We start from the raw sequence: 20,793 nt of genomic DNA on the forward strand, positions 1-20,793 counted from the left end.
GCTTTGCATTATTCTTTACCTTGCCAGTAGCAAAAGTCAGCAGGTTGCTCTATGTATGCTTTCAAGAACAGGGCGGCTAACCATAGCAAGACAGCAGAAAGTGTGAATTATCAGGGGGCCGCAGCGGGGTGGAAAAACCGGCGGCGATTACGTGATATCCTGGCCGTTGAGCCTGCCGCGGTAAAAACATCGGCTATTAAAATAACCCGGGCAAACGATGCCGATGAGCAGCAGGCGGACCGTCTTGCCGATCAGGTGATGAGTACAACTGTTGCTGACAACTACAACCGGGTGCAAAGACAGGGGCAAGTATTGCCTGCCGGAGAAAGTCATCATCAGGCTCTTGATCTCGTGGGTAAAATACAGCGCAGGGCACAAAGCTCAACCCAAATGGCAGCAGCTGCTGAACCGGCACCTGGCGTCGGGACTGCTGTCCATGGCTTGAATAACAGAGGTATGGCCATGCCTGAATCCAGCCGTGCTTTTTTCGAACCCAGGTTTGGCCGGGATTTTAGCGGGGTCAAATTTCATCACGGCGGCTATGCCGAAAATCTGGCCGAGGCGGTGAATGCCAGGGCCTTTACCTTTGGCAACCATATTGTTTTTGGCCGGGGTGAATATCAGCCGCAAAGCGATCGCGGCAGGCATTTGATCAGTCATGAGCTGGCCCATGTGCTTCAGCAGGGAGGGCAAAGTGCGAGAATTCAGCGGCTTGCCAATTGCACCTCAGGCACAGATGCCGACGATGTTATTAAAGATCATACCGTTAGTCCGGCAAAAATTGAAAAGCCGGGAGATGAGGCCGAAGTGACTGTGGCTTTTAATTGTAAGGTGAGGGAGTTTCAGTCGGATTTTATTGACAGCAGCGGCGCCTCACTGGGAAAACAGAAAAACTATACCCGGAAAAAAAATGCCGGCAGTTTTGAAGTTATGACCCGCAAATGGGATGGAAAAATCCCGTTTCCCAAGGTGGGGACTTATTTGGCGGATGACGGCAAATACCGCCATATCCTGAAAAAAGTGAAGTATAAATACAAAAACGGTACTGCCCATTGGATGGCGGAAAACGATAAAAATATCAAGTCGCCGCAAATTACCCTTGTTGCCCGCGCTTATACCGGCAGCGGCAGCCATCATCCCCATTTTAATGCCACCAATAAAGCCGATTTGGCCACCATTATCCGCTCGGAGCTTGGCGTCGGCAATACCACAGAGCAAACGGCCATTGCCTGGGCGGTCAGGAACCAGATGATCCGTTTAAATACCAACAGTGTCGAAAAAGCCAAAAAACATTTTAAAGATGCCGATGATCAAAGTGCCACGACGGGCACTAACACCATAGCTGAAACTGTGCTTAAGCAGAATATGACCGCTGATACCGTCAGTGGCGCCATCAAATGGTATTCCCCGCGTTCTATGCCGAAAAAAGGCGAGGAAGCCAAATGTAAGCCGCCCAAGGGCACCGGAAAATTTTCCTGTGGCGGCGGCACTATCAGGGTCAAAGATACTGCAGGGACCGAACATGACGTTTATGCGCCGAAATTTCATAAACATATGACTTATGTTTCCGTGGGCAGGGAATGGTATGTGCGTTTTTATAAACTATGAAGGGATAAAAGTCAGCAATTGGCAAATTCATTTTTGTTTGTTTTTTATTCACTTTGCCGAGGGTTTTCCTTGCAAAAAATGCTTTTCATTGAGACAGTAGTTTTACCTGTTATCAATTAGACTTAGTATACAGGACGAGACTGAGTGCTAATCATGTGGAATAGTTGTATGCCTATGATTGAAGAAAATGATCATTCTCAGGAAAAAGAACGCAGACACTTATCGCCAAATAAGCACCAATTATGGTCTCAGCTTAATGTCAGCCAGCAGGCCTCGGTAAGCTCTTTGTATAATTATGGGTATGAGCTGGCTTTTATCCGTATATCCTCCGAAGGCAAACTTGCCGTGATGATACTCAACGGCAGTCCGATAGTGATAGACGATGAAGGCACCATCAATCCCCACCCGGAAATTCAAATCAGGCAGTAGTGTTAAAGAGGGGGCGCTATGCCGTATACCTGTACCTGGGAAACCAGGGGGGTCTATATCAAGTTTAGTGGAGTTGTGACCTTAAATGAGGTTTGCGACAGCGACGATGCCATGTATGAAGATCCCCGTTTTGCTGAAATCGATTATTTTATCTGGGATGCCGGTGACATTATCAGCCTTGCCCTGAGCGATACCCAGGTGGATATCACGGCGGTCAGGGACTTACGAGCCTCGTTGCAAAAAGACAGCTTAAAGTGTGCTTTTATTGCCAAAGAACCAAGGCTGGTCAAGCAGCTTGAGCAGTATTTGGAAAAATCACGGGCGCTGAAAATCTGCTGGCAAATGGCGTTATTTAACGACATTAGCCGGGCGAGGCAATGGCTGTTGGAGTAAGCTGCTTTCCCGAGATTAAGGATTGCTTTTCTTCATTGACCTTCATCCTTATTAAAATATTCCCGGGTACCATGGGACATTACAGCTTCGCCGATCCTGCGCATTGCCACAGTGTAAGCGGCGCTGCGCAGGCTTCGTTTTTCGGACTTGGCCACTTGCCAGACCCGGGCAAAGGCGGTTTTCATTTGGTTTTCGAGTTTGCTTCTCACTTCCTCTAACGGCCAGAGATAACCGGCGCGGTTTTGCACCCATTCAAAATAGCTGACGGTGACGCCGCCGGCATTGACCAGCACATCCGGTAAGATCTGTATGCCCCGCTCTTCAAGGCGGGCCTCTGCCTGGCTTTGTATCGGACCGTTGGCCACTTCAACTATGGTGCGGGCCCGGATGTTGTCGGCATTTTCGTTATTGATCACCCCCTCAAGCGCCGCCGGGATCAAGACATCGACATCCAGTGCCAGTAACTCTTCATTACTGATTTCGCTGTGCTCGATCAATTGGCACACCGACTGCTCGCAGTATACCGCGCGCATCTTACGGGACGATTGCTTTTCCTGCCACAGGCTTTCGATGTCAAAACCCTGTTTCGAATAAACCCCGCCCTGGGAGTCGGAAATGGCGACAATGTTAAAGCCGTCCGCCTGCAATAGCCGGGATACATGATAAGCGGCATTGCCAAAGCCCTGCACCGCAACCCGGATATTTTCTGCCTGCCAGCCCTGTTTTTCTGCCAGTTCGCGGATGCACAGGTAGGCGCCGCGGCCGGTGGCTTCGTCCCGCCCCAGGCTGCCCCCCAGGTGTACCGGTTTTCCGGTGATCACCGCCGGGGCCCGCAAGCGGTTGATGGCCTCAAATTCGTCCATCATCCAGCCCATGATGCGGGCATTGGTGTAGACATCGGGGGCGGGTATATCGATATCCGGGCCGATAAAGTCCGCCATGGCCCTGACATAGGCCCGGGACAAGCGTTCGAGTTCCATCGGTGACAGCTCTTTTGGCTGTACCGAGACGCCGCCTTTGGCGCCGCCAAAGGGAATGCCGAGCAGGGCGCATTTGATGGTCATCCATAATCCCAGCGCCTGCACTTCCTCCGGGTTGACTTGGGGGTGATAACGAATGCCGCCCTTGGTCGGGCCAAGGACATTATTGTACTGGCAACGGTAACCGGTGAAATAACGCAGGGCGCCGTTGTCCATTCTTACCGGTAACGAGGCCTGCAGCAAAGCCCTGGGGTACAATAAAGACGCGACCACTTCGCTGCTGACACCGGCATCCATACCTATGGCTTTAATCCGGGTTAAGGCATCGTCGAAGACGTTTGGGTTGCTCATATCAGCCCTTTTTCGATGTTGTTGCTGGCGGTGTCTTTATCTTAGTTGAGAAATGCATTTAGCGGTTGCCGGTTTTGCTATCACGGGCAAATTTTGTCGTGACTGGCTAAATAGCGATGGACGGCTTTGTTTAGCCCGGCGTTATTTCATCAATAATTCATCTTCAGATCATTATTTCGTAATATAAATTGACAGCGCTGTCATTGCGATTATGATTAAAGTTGCTGAATTAACAACCAAAAAATATTGTCGGTGCCTGTCGGGAAAAGCAGGGCAGGGGATCGCCATCCTGTGATCTTAGCAGCAGGCTTAAGCCAACAGGATCAAGCAACAGGAATAAGCAAAAGGAATGAGAAAATGCAGACAACAAAGCACAGGGCCGTATATCCAGGGAGCCTGATTTTAATATTAATCATGTTTTTCACGGCAAGCCCGGCAGCAAATGGTAAAACCGCAGAGTTAACTTCATGGAAAGCAAACGCCGTTTATTTAGCCGGTGAGCAGGTGGTCTATGCTGCCGCCATATTTGAAGCCAGGTGGTGGACCCAGGGGGATGAACCCGATGCCGCGAACAGCGATGGCCCCTGGTTATTTATCGCCAATTGCCAGTCGGGACAAAGTGGTGCTTGTGATCCCACCAATCCGGGGGAGCCGGTTGAGCCGCCAAGCGGGCCGCAGCCCAATCCCGGCGGCGGTTATACCATGCTCAAAAGCGAGCTTGAGGCAGCAGAGGCGGCATTAACCAGCTCTGCGCAGTTTCTTGAAGTGAAAGCCTCGATTGAAACCCGATCTAACGCTGAGGTGGAGCTGATTCAAGCAGGTGCTGTCACTAACCCGGAAAATGTTAAACGGGTGGAGCAGATCTTTTCCGAGCAGCAATGGCTTTATACTTTCCCGCAGCGCCATAGCGCCTATAGTTATGAGAAGTTTTTACAGGCCATAGGCAAATTTAAAGGCTTTTGTGCCGGTTACAGCGACGGGCGCAGCAGTGATGCGATCTGCCGTAAATCACTGGCGACTATGTTTGCCCACTTTACCCAGGAAACCGGGGGCCATGACGCTAACTCGCCGATAGAAGAGTGGCGCCAGGCGCTGGTGTATGTCCGTGAAGCCGGCTGTAATGAAAATGACAGCAGCTGTTTATATAACGCCGAATGCTCCCCCGATACCTGGCAGGGACAGCAGTGGCCCTGCGGCACCCGTCCCGGCGGCGGTTATCAGAAGTATTACGGTCGCGGCGCCAAGCAATTAAGCTACAACTATAATTACGGGCCGTTTTCCCAGGCCATGTACGGGGATGTGTCCGTGCTGTTGCAAAACCCTGAACTGGTGGCTGATAGCTGGTTAAATATTGCCTCGGCGGTGTTTTTCTATCTTTATCCGGCATCCCCGAAACCCAGTATGCTGCATGTGATTGACGGTACCTGGCAGCCCAACAGCCATGATCTCAGCCTCGGCATTCAGCCTGGGTTTGGCGCCACAACCAATATAATTAACGGCGGCATAGAATGCGGGCATGGTCATGAAAAGCCCCAGTCGTTAAACCGAATGGCCTATTACCGTGAACATGCCGCAGCCTTAGGCGTGCCGGTAGAGAGTACGGAAGTATTAGGTTGTGCCAATCAAAAAAGTTTTGATACCGACGGTGCTGGTGCGATGCAAATATACTGGGATCAGGACTGGGGCTATTACCCGGACATGCCGGAAGGCAAGTCTTTTGCCTGTAAGCTGGTGGGTTATCAAACCCGGCATTTTGCCCTGCAAGCGGGGGATTATCAAAAATGTGTCCAGCATTATTTTGATGTCGAGGTTATAGATAATTAATTTTTACTGCTGCTGAGCTTGTTACTTCTTTATATAAGCTCGGCCCGGGTTTGTCCCTTGATGTTATTACTGAGGTTTTTACTATATTTTTCAAGTGTTTTGTATTAGCCTCTAACGAGCTGTTTTAACTGCACTGTTAATAAAAAGTAATAACATCAAGGATGCCAAAAATGGTTAAAAAACTCACGGGGTTAGCTGCCCTGACGCTACTGCTCAGCGCTTGTAGCACCACTTCAACCACTGCGAACAATACCTTAGATCCGGCGCTTACCAAGAATCCCCGTGATTTGGCGATGTTCACCGCCGAAAATAAACAATGTTATGACCGCAGTACAGAGTCTTACAGCTTTGTCATTGATGCCCATAATCATTTTCGCCCCTTCGGCGGCCATGCGATCCCCATGCATGAACTTGATGATTATTTTCGTCGTTTAGGTGTGCTGTTTGTCAATGTTTATGGCATCGGCCAGACCTTACCGGTAGATTCATCCTGTGATTATTATCTTGATTGTCCCGACACCCTGGTTATCCCCAGCATAAAAAATGATTTCCGCAATGCCTCCAATTATATGGAGTTTCCGCCTGATGGTTTGCACTTAACCTTGTCGATGAGTTTTCCCAACCTGGCCGAGCCGCAATGGATCAAGCCGCAAATGCTGCAGCTGAACCAGGAATACCCGGACAAGTTTAAATGGATGGGGGAAGTGAACTTGGTCAAGCAGGCACTGTTTCAAAATGGCCATAAGGCCACGCCGATAGAAGCCATTCCCAGATGGGCGGATTTTATGGCAAAACTTCGTGAAGATAAGATGCCGGTGGCCATTCACTCCGATTTGGGCAATGACAACGAAGGAGAAAACTACAAGTACCTGCCATTGATGGATAAGGTGCTGGAGTTATATCCCGACAATAAAATTATCTGGGTGCATATGGGACTGTCCGCCGAGTTGAAAGCGGCGGATCCGGTCAAGCATATTGCGGTGATGAAAGAGCGCTTGGATAAATACCCCAATTTGATGCTGGATATTTCCTGGCGGGTGATTTACGACAACTACTTTATCAAACCTGAAATTCGTGCTCAGTATGTTGATTTCTTCAACGCATACTCCACCCGGATTTTGCCCGGCACCGACTTTGTCGCGTCACGTAAAAAAGACTTCCTGGTATATGCCCAGGAGGTTGAAGTGACCAGCCGCATCAATCTCTACCTTGATGACAATGCCTTTAGAAATATTGCCCTGGGAGAGAACTATTTCCGGTTGATGGGCATGGATAAGTATCAGGCGCCGCAGATTTGCCGTTAGCGGCTAGCCGCCTTTTTGGGTAAGGGCGGGGCTTTTTCAGTAAAGTCCTGCACGCTCACCGGTTTTCTTTTATTTGCAGGGAAGCCGGTGAGTGCAAAGACTTGTTTACCATGCGTTATATTCATTCGGTCTGGAGAACGGCACTGTCTTGGATAGATGTGGTAAATACTTCCTGCTATCATTCCATCGGAAAAACTGAAAACTTGATGAAAAGTTGTGGATCTATCATGAATCTCGCAAAAGCACTTTTAGTGGCGGCTATGCTGACTGCAAACCTGTTGACGGCCTGCCTGAGCAACGCATCGGCCTCCGATTGGTACCCGCTCCGTGTCCAGGTATGGGACCAGCCATTTGTCAGGGAGAGCACCCGCAAAGAGGTGGATTATATCCCGCTGCAAAAAGCGGAGAAAAAGTGGAAAATCTGCGTCTCTTTCCCCCATGTCAAAGACTCTTTCTGGCTGGCGGTGGATTATGGCGTCGCCGAAGAATCTGAAAGGCTAGGCATTGAAATGGAGTTATTCGAAGCCGGTGGTTTTAACAATCTCGATATCCAGATACAGCAAATCCGCGATTGTGTCGCCAACAAGGCCGACGGCGTGGTCATTGGCGCCATTTCCACCGACGGTTTGAACCCTTTGGTCGCTGAGCTGAAAAAGCAAAATATTCCGGTAATAGATTTAGTCAACGGTATCAGCTCACCCGACATTACCGCCAAGTCGTCCTACTCCCATAAGGACATGGGTTATATGGTCGGAGACTTTATTGCCCGCTCACAAAAAGAGGCGGGTAATACCGAGCCGGTTAATGTTGCCTGGCTGCCCGGGCCCAAGGGCGCCGGTTGGGTCGATTACAGCAATGAGGGCTTTGAAGTGGCGGTAAAAGAAAACCCGGATATTAATGTTTTGACGGTAAAATACGGCGATACCGGCAAAAGGGTTCAAAGAAAGCTGCTCAAAGAAGTACTGGCAGAGGACCTGGCGCTTGATTATATCGCCGGGACTGCGGTAACCGCAGAAGTGGCTATTTCCATGTTACGTAAGAAAAAACTGGATAAAAAAGTCAAGCTGGTAACCCAATATTTTAATCCCGGGGTTTATGCCGGGATCAAGCGCGGAAAAATTGCCGCCGCGGTCTCCCTGTCATCGGTGATCCAGGGGCGCATTGCCATTGATCAAATTGTCCGCATTCTTGAAGGCAAGCAGTACTATAAACATGTCGGCGTGAAACTCAATGTCGTGCACAGCGGCAATTTAAGAACCTTCGACCGGGCCAGCACCTTAGCCCCCAACGGCTTTCGCACGGTGTATTCTGTCAATTAACCGCTGTATATGTTAGCAATTATTCCCTGGAGAAGTAGCCTGTGAAACCTGTCCAATTACTTATCGTTATCACCATACTGTTAGGCGGCATCGCTACCTCGTACCAGGTGCATAACAGCATTCAGGCGAAAGCCGAAGCCGCCTGGCTTGAGCGGGCGGCGCAGGACGCCAAAAGTATTTCTGATATCGGCCAGTTTTGGGTGTCCCACTTTGTCGGGCCAATGCGGGGTTTTGCCAACCTGTTTTTAAGTTCGGCCCAGGTGACCGAAGACGAGATGATGGACAGTTACGAGTTCTTCAGCGGCTCGGAGTCGGGAATGCCGCTGCTTAATGCCGCCTTTGTCGATTTTTCGTCGGCAAATACCGATGAGCAAAAGTTTATTATCAGTTTAAGCAGCGAAGAGTCAGGCATTTTGGAAGTGGGCTCGAACCTTATCAATTTGCCGCAGGCAAAACTGCCGATCTTAACGGCAATAAACTACCCGGGGGAGGTGGTGTTGGGGTCGCCGTTTGAAGATGAATACGGCACGAAATTCAGCCTGGCCGCCTTATACATTGAAACCGACAGCATCCGCGGCGTGGTGGTGTCCATGCCGGATATTACCGACTTCGCGCAAAGCCTGGAGGCGGTGCATGCCCCGAAAGGGTTAAATTTTGAATTAATGGGCAACTGGCGTTTAGATAACGGCAAGACTATAGAAAAATTACTCTACCAGCCGGAAAATCGCCAGCAGCAGGTAGTGAAGACCTTTCCGGTGAAAGTGATGGTGGGGAAATTCATGTGGATCTTTAACTGGCGTGTTTTTCCCGATTATGAAGGCGGTACCGAAACCCGGCTGGCACTGTCTATTTTAGTGGGCGGCAGCGCCTTTAGTTTGATGATCTCGATTTTTATCGCCTTTTTGTTCAAGCAAAACTCCTCGGTGCAAAAACTGGTGGAAGAGCGTACCTCAGAGCTTCAGGATGCCCTTGAACAGGCGGATATGGCCAGCCAGGCAAAAAGTGATTTCCTCGCCAATATGAGCCATGAAATACGCACGCCGATGAATGCCATCATCGGCTTGTCCTATCTGGCGCTGAAAACCCAGCTGACCCCGCCGCAGCGGGATTATCTCTCGAAAATCAGCTCTTCATCGCAGGCATTGCTGCGCATTATCAACGACATCCTGGATTTTTCCAAAATCGAAGCCGGTAAACTGCATATGGAAAAGGTGTCGTTTGACTTAAATGAAGTGCTGATGGATTTATCCAACCTCATTGTTACCGGCGCCAAGGCCAAAGGCACGGAAATTACCATTTCCTGTCCCCACGATATTCCCTGCAACCTGATTGGCGATCCCCTGCGTTTGGGGCAAATCCTGCTTAACCTGGCCAGCAATGCGGTCAAGTTTACCGAAGACGGTGAGATTGCCATTTCTGTTTCCTGTGACAGCGAGGATGAAAAAGAAGCGACTTTGACCTTTTTCGTCAAAGACACAGGGATCGGCATGACCAAAGCACAAAAAGACAAGCTGTTCCAGTCATTCACCCAGGCAGATACCTCCACCACACGTAAATATGGCGGCACCGGCCTGGGCTTAACCATTTCCAAACAACTGGTGGAACTGATGGGCGGGGAGATCTGGGGGGAAAGTGAACCCGGTGTCGGCAGCACCTTTTTCTTTCGGGTGAAATTTGCCTTAGATCCCAACCGCGATGCCCATTATATTCCCAGCGACGATACCCTTAAAGGCAAACGGGTGTTGATTGTCGACGACAATGCCACCGCGCTGGAAAGCCTGACGGAAATTCTCCAGTCGCTGGACTTTGACGTGTATGCGGTCTCTTCCGGCGAAGCGGCGCTGGAAGAAATTCGCCGGGTGGAGATTACTCCCAACTGCAAACCCTACGATATTATCTTTATGGACTGGCATATGCCGGGACTTGACGGCGTGGAAACCTCAAGGCTGATCAAGGCACAGACTAAGGACAGCAATCCGCCTATTATCATTATGGTGACGGGGTTTGACGGTTTTGATGTGCTCAAAGAAGGCAAAGATGCCCTTGACGGCTATCTGCAAAAACCGGTGAATTTAACCGCCATGTTTAATATGATCGCCTCTAAAATTGGCAGCTGCGAGCAGCTGAGCGAAATACGGGAAAACCAGCTAAGGCAACAATCGCAAGACATCAATTTAAAAGGCCTCAAGTTACTGCTGGCCGAAGATAATGTCATCAACCAGCAGGTTGCCCGGGAATTGCTTGAAGGTAAAGGCATTGACTTAACCATAGTCAGCAACGGACTTGAAGCCGTTGATGCGGTGAAAGACGCCAATAGCAAGGATGAGATGTTTGACCTGATACTGATGGATATTCAAATGCCGGTGATGGACGGTTACCAGGCCACAGATAACATCAGGAAACATTCGGGGCGTGACCAGCTGCCGATCATTGCCATGACCGCCCATGCGCTGGTGGGAGAAAAGGAAAAGTCCTTGATGAATGGCATGAATGATCATATAACTAAACCTATCGATCCGGACATTCTTTTTTCAGCGGTTGCCAAATGGACAACGCCCGATGATCATACGCCGGCTGAGCTTAAGGAAAAGGCTGAGGGGCACTTGTGTGAGCAGGCATTGGAAGATAAACCGGTGAAAGACCACCACGACTTACCACAGCTGCCCGGCATAGTGCTGGAGCGCGCGTTGATCTCGGTCAATGGTAACCAGGCCTTGCTGAGCAAATTGTTGACAGAATTTTATCAGGACTACCAAAGTGCAGGTGAAGATATCACCCAGGCGCTTGTGTCCGGCGGTCAGGACTTTGTTGCCCGCAAGCTGCATACCATTAAAGGCGCGGGGGGCACGTTAGGGGCCATGGCGTTAAGTGATGCGGCGCAGGCGCTGGAAGTCGAGGTCTTGTCCGGGGAAAGGGAGCCTTCGGGGCTGAAAACCTTTATCGGTGAATTTGATCAGGTGATGTCAGGTTTAGCCGCCTTTGTTGCACCCGAACCGGCTGTTGAATCTGTTGCTGATACAGCAGAAGCTGCAGTGGTGCAGGGCGATGAAGAAGTGGATGCTGAGCAGGTAGCAGCAAAACTTCAGGAGCTTAAAACCTTGCTGGAGTCAGGCAGTAGCGATGCCGGAGATGCCTTGCTGGGCTTGAAATATTTACTCAGTGATGAGGATGCTGCGGTTATGGATGATTTGTCGGAACTTGTCAAAGACTATGAATTTGATGAGGCTATTGAAGCGCTTGACCAGGTAGAACAGGCGCTGACCATACTAAAAGAATAATAACAACGCTGACCTATCTTGAGGCGAAAGCTGAAGGTAATAGCTGAGGTAAAAACTGAAGCTTATACCTGAAGGTAATAACAGCGGTAAGCTAAAACGAGTAATGAGAACTTTATGTCAAAAGCACGCATCTTGATCGTCGATGATGAACGTTTAAACATCAACGTAATGATCAGCATATTATCCGAAGACTATGAGCTGGTGATCGCCAAAAGCGGCGAGCAGGCGCTAAAGCGCGTGGCGGCTCAGGCCCCGGATCTTATTTTGCTGGATATCAGCATGCCGGACATGGATGGTTATACGGTATTTGAGCGCATTGGTGAGATGACGGGGGGCAACAAGCGTATCCCGATTATCTTTATTACCGCGATGCGCTCACCCGAAGAGGAAATCAAAGGTTTAAAAATGGGGGCAGTGGATTATATTACCAAACCTTTCACCCCCTCGATTGTTGAAGTACGGGTGGCGAATCAAATAGAAGCCAAGCGCAACCGCGATGAGCTTGAGCGCTTAAACCGTACCGATGCTTTAACCGGCATCGCCAATCGCCGCCGCTTCGATGAATATATTATGTTGCAAAGGGAAAGCATAGTACGCTCTGAAGCCGCGCTTTCCATCATCATGATAGATATCGACCATTTTAAGCAATTTAATGACTGTTACGGCCACGGCGCCGGTGATGATTGTTTAAAAAGGGTGGCTACGGCGCTGGCGAGCAAGCTCGATCGCACCACAGATTTTATTGCCCGTTACGGCGGTGAGGAATTTGTGGTGATCTTACCGGCTACCGACAGCGAAGGGGCAGCGCAGTGCGCCGAGCGCTTATGCGAGGCGGTGGCTGAGCTGGAGATAGAACATGATAAATCCGGTACCTGCGGCCATGTCACCGCAAGTTTTGGCGTGGCCACCTTGTTGCCGGAGCAGCGGGAAGTCTCGGTAGAAGATTTGCTGCAATGGGCCGACCAGGCGCTTTATCAGGCCAAAACATCGGGGCGCAACCAGTTTCGAATTTCCCGCCAGGGTTAGCCGGGTTTTAGCCGGCAGTGATAAAAGAAAAAGCCCTTCAGGTGATATCTGAAGGGCTTTTTTATATGGGTGAACAGCCGCAGGGGTTGTCAGCTGATAAAAACCTTATTTGGTGAGCATATAAAGATGGGTATCAATGCCGTCAAAGACCATGGCCATGCCGGAATGGTCGGTATTTTCCGGCGCCCCCTCAAGGGTCAGAACACCTTCATAACCGTAGACGTCCGTGCCTTGAGCATCTTTATGGCCGTAACGGCCATGATAGAGCTCGGTATTGCTGCCCTGTTTGAAGGCATAATAGACATAAGCAGGCAGCGACAGCTGATAGCGGTTGCTGTCATAGGTCATGGTCCAGCGGCTCCAGTCGGTATCTTCCGGGAAGCCGTTAATGGCAAATTTGGCGCGGGTAATGCCGTTGTGCTCTAAATTCTCGGTGCCTTTCTCCCAGATAAACTGGTTGATTTGCGTGGCATCGTCGCGGTCTTGCATATAAACATGGTAGTTATTGGGCACAGGCAGGTCTTTGCCGTTAACCCCTTGTACTTCCTCAAAATTGGGGGTGCTGAGCATGGCGATACTGCCGGTGTTCATGGTCTTGGTAACCCCGGTGATGCTGATCACCGGCAGGGTATTGTCGTACCTGAAGGCGCCGTTAAGAAAGATAAACTGGTAGATTTGGTTTTCGCTGTTATTCTTGAAAAAATACAGCCGGGTTAACTTTCTGTCGTTGAGCATTCCCCAACGCAGCCAGTCGGTATCTTCCGGCGCACCAAGGATCTCTATGGTATCCCCTCCGAACCTATAAATACTCTCTCCGAAAACTTTAGTCGCTTGATTGAGGGAGGGCATAATTGTGTCCTTTTTCAAAAAGTTAGTGTCAATATTATAAATTGTCTTTTATAGTAGCCTGTAGAACTTCCACGAGCAAGGCACCATTTTTTGTTACCCGGGTTAAAGCAAAATTAACGGCTTGTTTAACACTTAGGGTGGTGCCTGCTGGCGAGTTACATTGTGACTAAGCTTTGTGGCTCAAGGCCGTAACATGCTCTATTATGAGATGATTTACGGGCATAATAATAATCAAAGGAAATACATTATGGCTACGCAAGAAAAAACTCCCTCATTTGGTCCGCTTGAAGGCCTGATCGGCACTTGGGTAGGCGTAAAGGGGTGGAGTGTGATCTCGGTTCCTGCTCCCGGATCTACGCCTGACGGTACTGCTGCCTTTAAATTAATCGTGCAAAACTATAGCGAAACCTTAACTTTTAAAGCCGTTGATGATCCGGTGCGTAACCGCGGCGGTGCGCTGGAGCAAAATATTGGCGCGGTAGAATATGAACAGCGCATTCACGATTTGGATACCAAAGCATTGATCCATGTCGAAAACGGCATGTTGATGTATCTTGGAGATATAGAATCGGAAACCGACGACGAAGCACCCGCAGCCAAATTCAGTATTGCCCGCAGTGCCACCATTCCCCACGGGGATTCTGCAATGATTTTAGGTGACAGTGTGGTTAAAGAGGGCAAGATTGCCGTTCCCGATATCTCCTCTTTGCCGTCAACCCTGGATATGGTCGGGGCGCCGGTTGATTTTCTCGACCAGTACGATAAAGAGCAAAAGCGCTTAACGGTTGACGACATTGTAATGAAAACCAAGTCGAAGATTTTCAATGTCACCAATCCCAATGAAAACCTGCAAAGGGACAACAACGGCCTGGAAGTGCTTAAAACCACCCATATGCACCTGGACTCAGAAAATGAAGGCGGCATCAACAATGTTCCCTTTATTGTCAGACATGCCAATGCTACCCGTTTTCAGTGTGACTTCTGGCTGCAAACCATCAAACTGCCGATGTCCGGCCAAACCTTTGAACAGCTGCAATACTCCCAGAATGTCGCGCTTGAATTCCATAAAAAATTCAGCGGCGAACCCGGTCTGATCCGCTGGCCGCATGTTACCGTGAATACCTTAACCAAACAGTAGTTAACAGAGACTTTCTTGCCCTAAAGGCGGCCCTTAAATCTCCGGTGTGATGTTAAAGGGCTGCTATTTTGGGCAAGTGAGATAGGTTTAAATGGCTATCCCCTGTGGGAATAAACCTTACCTGGCTTGTTTTAGCCAATATTATCCCGGGGCATTTTAACCGCCAATGGCGTGTTTGCTGCTATCGTATGCGGCTAAGGCATTTTTCCGGCTTTCTTTGATATCCACCATAGGCAGCGGATAGTCCTGGCCCAGGGTAATCTTCGCTTTTTTTAATATTTCTTCAGGCGCTTGCCAGGGGCGAAATAAGTATTTTTCAGGTAAATCTTTCAGTTCAGGCAGGTATTGTTTGGTGTAGCTTCCTTCAGGGTCAAACTTTTCACCTTGGCTGACGGGGTTAAAAATCCTGAAGTAAGGGGCTGCGTCTGTGCCGCAGCCCGCGACCCATTGCCAGCTGGCGCTATTGCTGGCCAGGTCGGCATCGACCAGGCACTGCCAAAACCAGCGGGCTCCCAAACGCCAGTCGATCAATAAATTTTTCACCAGAAACGAGGCGCAAATCATGCGCACGCGGTTATGCATAAAACCCGTTTGCCAAAGCTCCCGCATGCCGGCATCAACCAGGGGGTAGCCGGTTAAACCTTGCTGCCAGCGCTTTAAGCTCTCCGGGTTATCTGTCCAGGGGAAATGATTAAAATTTGTTTTGAAGTTTTTTTGCGGTAACTCGGGCCAATGGAATAATAAATAATAGGAAAACTCCCGCCAGCTCAACTCCCGTTTGAAGTGCTCGCGGTTGTTATCATCGGGAAACGACAGTAACGCCTTGTTGATCTGCCGTGGTGATATTTCGCCAAAATGCAGGTGGGGGGATAGTTTAGAGACGGCTTTTAACGCGGGAAAGTCACGTCCTGTTTGGTAGTGCTTTAAGCTTCGGGCTAAAAATTTTTTCAGGGCAGATTGTGCCCCCGCCTCACCGGGTGTCCAGCAAGGGTTAAACTTGCTGTGCCAACGGATTTCAGGCAGCAAACTCAGGGCATCCAGGGCCACTGCCCGGTTATCCTGGTATAAGGACTGAGTGAGCGCAGGCGCAGGCAAGCTCTGGCTATCGGTATCTGTCATGCTCGCCCGGCGGTGATAAGGGGTGAAAACCTGGTATGGCGTACCGTCGTTTTTAAGGATACTCCAGGGCTCATGCTGCAGGCAGGCGTTAAAGCTTTTTACTTTGATGCCCAGTGCAGTTAATCGGGCTTTGATCGCTTTATCCCTGGTTATTTGCCAGGGTTCATAACAGCGGTTCCAATAGACGGCGCTGACCCGGTGGCGGGCGATGATATCCAGCAAAATGGCCATAGGATCTCCCTGGTAAAGGGAGAGCGTATCGCTTAATGAGGCATCTAACGCCTCGAGGGAATAGTGCAGCCACCACTTGCTTGCTGCCCCCATGCTATGTTCACCACTGTTGTGGTTATCGAGAATATAAAGCGGCAATATCTTGCTGTGGCCGGCGGCTGCAGTGAACGCCGGGTTGTCGGATAAACGTAAGTCCTGGCGGAACCAATGAATGGCAATATCGTTTTTCATGATGTTAACTCACTTTACTTTACCGGTAGTTAAGGGGCTATTTCCCTGCCGTCCCAGGCAAAACATTTTCCGCTGCTTTGTGATGTCAGGCCGGTTAATACCTGAACCAGTTTTTGCGCGGAAAAATCCGGAGTAAAGAGCCGATGTTCGGGCACATTAGCCTGGAAGGGTTTTGATAAATGGCTGTCGACCGTGCCCGGGTGTAGCCCGACGACAATGGCGGCTTTATTGCGTCTTTTGGTTTCAATCGCGGCATTTTTAATGATCATGTTCAGGGCTGCTTTTGAAGCGCGGTATGCATACCAGCCGCCGAGGGCATTATCAGAGATGCTGCCCACGCGAGCGGAAAGGGCGGCAAACAGCGAACGTCCCTGTTTGTTCAGGGCGGGAATAAAATGTTTTGCCAGGATTGCCGGTAAAATACTGTTAACCGCAAACAAGCGGACAAATTTTTCGGCAGATAAGTCATTGAGTGATTTTTCCGGCATCAGTAAGTCGTCATAAAGCATGCCGGTTGCGACGATCACCATATCTAGCGGGCAGTTGCTGGCGGCAGTCGCAGCTGCCGCCTGTATCGAACTTTCATTGTCGTAATCAATTACAGTATGAATGCACTGTGTGCCTGGCAGTTGCTGCTGCCTGGTTGCCTTGTATCGGGAAAATGTATAGATGCTGGCCTCGGTAAAGCTTGCTGCCAGCTGTTGTGTCAAGGCCTTGCCAATGGCGCCGGAGCTGCCGATAACGGCAATGTTTCGAGTGGTCATTTGGTTGTACTCGCTCTGCTATGGTTCATGGGTTAACCCCTGCAGCCCGCTTTATCTTGTCAGGACTAGCGGCAAAAGTGTCGGATTGGATGCATGCTTTGCGGATAAGGATTCAGGTAACGCTGCGCCTTGATATAGACAGAGCCATGCTGGTTCAAGTAATGGCTGAGCAGGGCCAGGGGGGTTGCCAGGGGGGTGATGCCTGATTTATATCTGTCAATGACCGCCAAGATGTCTTGTTTTGCCGGCGAAGGGAGGCTTTTTTTGATGTAACCTAAAATATGAAGTAGGGCATTGGCATGATTTTTTTTGCTGGCCGGCTGTTCAAGGGCTTGCATGAATTGCGCAAGGTAGCGGCCGGTAAGTTGTTGCAACGGCATTTTTTTACCCGATGCCAATAGTTGGCCAAGCTCCCGGCATTTTCTCTGATCATGGGCCATCAGCAGATACTTATAACTGCTGTGGAATTGAGTCAGCTTATGCAAGCCAGGTTGTGCCATGACCTCTGTCCGAAAATTGTGATAGGCGTAGATCCGCTGGACAAAGTTATCAAAGATCTTGTTGTCATTGAGGCGACCTTCTTCTTCAATCGGCATGCTGGGATAGGCCTTTTTTAAGGCTTTGGCAAACAGACCTGCGCTTTTAACCTGGTGCGGATGCCCGTTCTCCTGATAGACTTTTACCCTTTGCAATCCGCAGCTGGGTGAGTTTTTCATCAAGATATAGCCGTCCAGTGCTGCCATTTCAGCCAGTTCAGGTGTAAAGCCTTTGATGAGTTGCTCGCTTAAATCACCGCCATCCCCTTTACTAAAGACCAGTTTTGGTGCGCTGGGATCTCCGGTAAGGCGCATGGTCGGGCGGGGAGTGCCGAAACCGGCAGCCACTTCAGGGCAAAAGGTCTTGAAGGTAAAGTGTTTACTTAAGACATCCAGACACAGGCGTGATTGCGTGTGCCCGCCATTGTAGCGCACCGCATGGCCGGCCAGGCATGCACTTAAGCCGATCTGAATCTGCGGGGCAGCACTTGTTTGCTGTTGTACTTTCATAGTGGCAATGATCTGTTGCTTTTTCATGTCTAACCCTCTCTTGGCTATTGCCTGATGTTATCTGCTAATAAGCCGGTTAACATCAGAAAATACTTATACAGATAATATTGATGTACAATTTAAAGCTTGTACAAACAATAATAGTGTACAACTTTAATCTTGTACACTATTATTTTTTGTATAAGTTTTGGAAGTGCCAGATAAAGAGCTAACAGCGTAATGAGCAATGAAAATCAAGACAGTTATTTTCCTATCCGTGAACTGAGTGCTCGCACTAAGGTCAACACGGTGACCCTCAGGGCCTGGGAAAGGCGTCACGGGCTGCTGACCCCGAAAAGAACCAGCAAAGGACATCGTCTTTATTGTGATCAGGATGTGGCTGTCATAGAAAAAGTACTTGCTTTGGTTGCCCGGGGGGTACCGTTAGGCAAGGTGAAGCTGCTGCTTAAGGGGGATGCTCCTGAGCCGTCTGCGGCAGAGGAAAGTGAAAACTGGCAGCAGTCGGTTGCAGCCCTGGTTGCGGCGGCCCAATTGTTTTCCGTGACTAAGTTAGAGCACCTGATCCAAGAATTTTTTGCCAATTATCCTATCTCGGTTTGTCGTGAACACCTGATAACACCGGTGTTTGCGTTATTGGCCCAGGGAGACGATGAAGGGGCTGCGTTCGGTTTTATGGAAAGTGAACTTGTTCGTTATACCTTGATGCGCTTAAGCGCGAAAGTGAGCAAGAAAAAACAGGCGCCTGCGGTGACACTGATCGCCGGTGAGCAGGCGCCTATGTGGTGTCTGGCGTTGATGGCGCTGGAATTAACGGATCTGAAATTTTCCGTGTATCTATTTAATCGTGCTTTTAGTGTTGCGGCGGCGGTAGAGCTTGTGAAAAAGTTTAACGACAGCGACACAGTGTTTTACCAGGACGGTGTTTTAAAAGATAAAGAGCAAGCGCTGCTGGCTGCTGCGCTGGGGGATAATAAGCGGATGTGGCTGTGTGGTACGGCGCCGGTACTTACCCGCTTTGACCATGACAGCCGTGTTTTTGCTGACGTGAAAACCTGTATTACCGGCTTAGAGCATATGGCCATCAGTTAAACTTGCGGAGGTGTATATGCACACATTGATCACCGGAGGCACTGGTGTTGCTGCTGAACGAACCGGTTAAGAAAGGGGAATAATGCATGCGATATTTTTTAACTGGGCTGATATTTGCGCTGAGCGCTTGTGTGGCAATTCCCGAGGGGATCGAGCCGGTTCAAGACTTTGAAGTAAAAAGGTACCTGGGACTATGGTATGAGATCGCAAGACTCGACCATGCTTTTGAACGCGGATTAGAGCAAGTCAGTGCCGAGTACAGCCAGCGACAAGATGGCGGCATTAACGTGATTAACCGGGGTTTTGACAGTCAGTCAAACAGCTGGCAGCAAGCCCGGGGCAAGGGCTATTTTGTCGGCAAGCATGACGTTGGCCATTTAAAGGTGTCTTTCTTCGGGCCTTTTTACGGCTCGTACCTTATTTTTGATTTAGGCAAAAATTATCAGTATTCGTTAGTGACCAGTAATGATCGATCTTATCTGTGGCTACTGTCCAGAACCCCGGAAATCACCGAGTCGTTAAAAAATGATTTACTCACTAAACTGGCCGGTTTGGGATTTGCAACACAAGATCTGATATTTGTTAAACAAAGCCGCGACTATCTGATGGATAAATAAATATTTGCCATTTCTTTATCGTCAATAAACGGGTTTCTGTTGCCTTGTAATTTTTCAATTTTATCATTGCGCCATTGCGCCATTGCTCTTCGTGGCTCACCGGGTATTGGTTTGCCCATTTTACCATCAACGGCAGCATGCCGTGGTCCGGCAGCCGATATTTCCACAGCATATATAAGATGCTGCGGGCGATTTCCCCTTTGGCGTAATCTCTTGGTTCTATACCTGCATTCCTCTTGGAAGTGATACCCGAAGCGGTGCTTGGGCCTTCGCCGGTAAAACCTTTTTCAAAATCACATTGTTCTTCGACAAAGTGCATGTTTTCGCCCGGAATTTCCATAAAGGGCAATTGCCCCCGAGCCTGGTGATAACGGGTTAGGGCAGGCCAGAGGTTATGTAAATCTGCTTTGGCATATTGGTACTGGGCCTGGTTGCAATAACCTTTGTTATTGCAGCCGTATGCCTGCTCCAGCCAGCTGGCGGGGTAAAGCCGGGTAATGGTGACCTTGGCCTGGGGAGGTTTGTTAACGGCGCAATACAGGGTGTGATAGTTACGGTTATATAACTGCGGCCAAAAAAGTTCGTTTGTTATTTCTTGGTCTTTGTTGTCGTCAGGGGTATTGGCAATGACCAACACCGGCGTTGCCAGCAACAGCATGAATAAAGCGAAATATCTCATTAAGTTTCTATTGTGTGTAGCGATTTGAAATAGGGAAAGGCTGATCAGAACTGAGATCTTAAGGAGTAGCGGGTAAAAAGGAAAGTACTTGTTCAGAAAAATGTCCGCTATTGATTAGAGAATGAGCGGATATTCTTGCCTTGATGTAAAAAATTTACTTGATACAGAGCAAGTATTTTAGCCCGTGAGTTGCCACTGCGGATAAATAACACTCAATGTGCTTGTTTTTATTGGTAATAGCCGGACATTTTTTGAAAAAAAAGCGACGGTTAAATTAACGGGGGTTTCTAACCTATTGTTATTAAAGTGTAAAATATAGTTGTCGTAAATGTATCAAAAGTTCGTCGCTAATTTGCTAGATAGCAAAAATGAAAGCGCTACTATGAATTCAACCGGGTGGTTAAGCCTGGTGAATAAAATAAAGTGTTTGTAAATCAAATACTAATAAGGTGTGTGTTCACCATTATAAAAATAAATATTGCGCCTGAGCAAGGCGTCAATAAACACTATAAGGAAGT

The 20,793-nt window shown here is 49.1% G+C and carries 17 protein-coding genes; 11 read left to right on the top strand and 6 right to left on the bottom strand.

Going from position 1 to position 20,793, the window contains the following annotated elements; genetic code table 11:
• Positions 1-51: 51 nt before the first annotated feature.
• From QL234_RS05750 to QL234_RS05760, 3 genes are all read left to right on the top strand, one after another.
• A complete protein-coding gene (locus QL234_RS05750) occupies positions 52-1,608 on the top strand; it encodes a DUF4157 domain-containing protein (protein WP_281556869.1) in 1,557 nt (518 codons plus the stop codon).
• 168 nt (positions 1,609-1,776) lie between these two features.
• On the top strand, positions 1,777-2,037 hold the full coding sequence (locus QL234_RS05755) for a hypothetical protein (protein ID WP_281556870.1): 261 nt from the start codon (positions 1,777-1,779) through the stop codon (positions 2,035-2,037).
• Between the two features lie 18 nt (positions 2,038-2,055).
• Positions 2,056-2,430, top strand: coding sequence for a hypothetical protein (locus QL234_RS05760; protein WP_281556871.1), 375 nt, complete (start codon positions 2,056-2,058; stop codon positions 2,428-2,430).
• A gap of 32 nt (positions 2,431-2,462) precedes the next feature.
• Here QL234_RS05760 and QL234_RS05765 read toward each other — a convergent pair whose 3' ends face one another.
• The gene (locus QL234_RS05765) at positions 2,463-3,761 is read right to left on the bottom strand and encodes a Glu/Leu/Phe/Val dehydrogenase (RefSeq protein WP_281556872.1); all 1,299 of its coding nucleotides are present in this window, start codon (positions 3,759-3,761) and stop codon (positions 2,463-2,465) included.
• A gap of 357 nt (positions 3,762-4,118) precedes the next feature.
• Here QL234_RS05765 and QL234_RS05770 point away from each other — a divergent pair, with 357 nt between their 5' ends.
• The 5 genes from QL234_RS05770 to QL234_RS05790 all read left to right on the top strand — a co-directional run bounded on the left by QL234_RS05770 (position 4,119) and on the right by QL234_RS05790 (position 12,512).
• Positions 4,119-5,585 (top strand): glycoside hydrolase family 19 protein, encoded by a 1,467-nt coding sequence (locus QL234_RS05770; protein WP_281556873.1) that lies wholly within the window; start codon positions 4,119-4,121, stop codon positions 5,583-5,585.
• A gap of 170 nt (positions 5,586-5,755) precedes the next feature.
• Positions 5,756-6,889 (top strand): amidohydrolase family protein, encoded by a 1,134-nt coding sequence (locus QL234_RS05775; protein ID WP_281556874.1) that lies wholly within the window; start codon positions 5,756-5,758, stop codon positions 6,887-6,889.
• Between the two features lie 227 nt (positions 6,890-7,116).
• On the top strand, positions 7,117-8,208 hold the full coding sequence (gene torT, locus QL234_RS05780; protein WP_281556875.1) for a TMAO reductase system periplasmic protein TorT: 1,092 nt from the start codon (positions 7,117-7,119) through the stop codon (positions 8,206-8,208).
• 41 nt (positions 8,209-8,249) lie between these two features.
• Complete coding sequence (locus QL234_RS05785) at positions 8,250-11,486, top strand: response regulator (RefSeq protein ID WP_281556876.1); 3,237 nt, start codon at positions 8,250-8,252, stop codon at positions 11,484-11,486.
• Between the two features lie 114 nt (positions 11,487-11,600).
• Positions 11,601-12,512, top strand: a complete 912-nt coding sequence (locus QL234_RS05790; protein ID WP_281556877.1) for a diguanylate cyclase — start codon at positions 11,601-11,603, stop codon at positions 12,510-12,512.
• 105 nt (positions 12,513-12,617) lie between these two features.
• Here QL234_RS05790 and QL234_RS05795 read toward each other — a convergent pair whose 3' ends face one another.
• The gene (locus QL234_RS05795; protein ID WP_281556878.1) at positions 12,618-13,361 is read right to left on the bottom strand and encodes a hypothetical protein; all 744 of its coding nucleotides are present in this window, start codon (positions 13,359-13,361) and stop codon (positions 12,618-12,620) included.
• A 247-nt stretch (positions 13,362-13,608) separates the two neighbouring features.
• On the opposite strand from QL234_RS05795, the gene QL234_RS05800 reads away from it, so the two are divergent.
• Complete coding sequence (locus QL234_RS05800; protein WP_281556879.1) at positions 13,609-14,499, top strand: heme-binding protein; 891 nt, start codon at positions 13,609-13,611, stop codon at positions 14,497-14,499.
• Between the two features lie 156 nt (positions 14,500-14,655).
• On the opposite strand, the gene QL234_RS05805 is transcribed toward QL234_RS05800, so the two are convergent.
• The 3 genes from QL234_RS05805 to QL234_RS05815 all read right to left on the bottom strand — a co-directional run bounded on the left by QL234_RS05805 (position 14,656) and on the right by QL234_RS05815 (position 17,917).
• Positions 14,656-16,080, bottom strand: a complete 1,425-nt coding sequence (locus QL234_RS05805; protein WP_281556880.1) for a deoxyribodipyrimidine photo-lyase — start codon at positions 16,078-16,080, stop codon at positions 14,656-14,658.
• Between the two features lie 29 nt (positions 16,081-16,109).
• On the bottom strand, positions 16,110-16,844 hold the full coding sequence (locus QL234_RS05810; protein WP_281556881.1) for an SDR family NAD(P)-dependent oxidoreductase: 735 nt from the start codon (positions 16,842-16,844) through the stop codon (positions 16,110-16,112).
• Positions 16,845-16,909: 65 nt separating this feature from the next.
• Positions 16,910-17,917, bottom strand: coding sequence for a DUF523 and DUF1722 domain-containing protein (locus QL234_RS05815; protein ID WP_281556882.1), 1,008 nt, complete (start codon positions 17,915-17,917; stop codon positions 16,910-16,912).
• A 192-nt stretch (positions 17,918-18,109) separates the two neighbouring features.
• Here QL234_RS05815 and QL234_RS05820 point away from each other — a divergent pair, with 192 nt between their 5' ends.
• Entirely contained in the window at positions 18,110-18,979 is an 870-nt protein-coding gene (locus QL234_RS05820) for a MerR family transcriptional regulator (RefSeq protein WP_281556883.1), read from the top strand.
• A gap of 86 nt (positions 18,980-19,065) precedes the next feature.
• Positions 19,066-19,596 carry a lipocalin family protein gene (locus QL234_RS05825; protein WP_281556884.1) on the top strand — a complete coding sequence of 177 codons (531 nt, stop codon included), beginning with the start codon at positions 19,066-19,068 and terminating at the stop codon, positions 19,594-19,596.
• Here QL234_RS05825 and QL234_RS05830 read toward each other — a convergent pair.
• The gene (locus tag QL234_RS05830; protein ID WP_281556885.1) at positions 19,562-20,275 is read right to left on the bottom strand and encodes an endonuclease; all 714 of its coding nucleotides are present in this window, start codon (positions 20,273-20,275) and stop codon (positions 19,562-19,564) included. The two genes, QL234_RS05825 and QL234_RS05830, sit on opposite strands and share 35 nt — an antisense overlap.
• Positions 20,276-20,793 lie beyond the last annotated feature (518 nt).

It is taken from the genome of Thalassomonas sp. RHCl1, assembly GCF_947387555.1.
Classification (GTDB): domain Bacteria; phylum Pseudomonadota; class Gammaproteobacteria; order Enterobacterales; family Alteromonadaceae; genus Thalassomonas.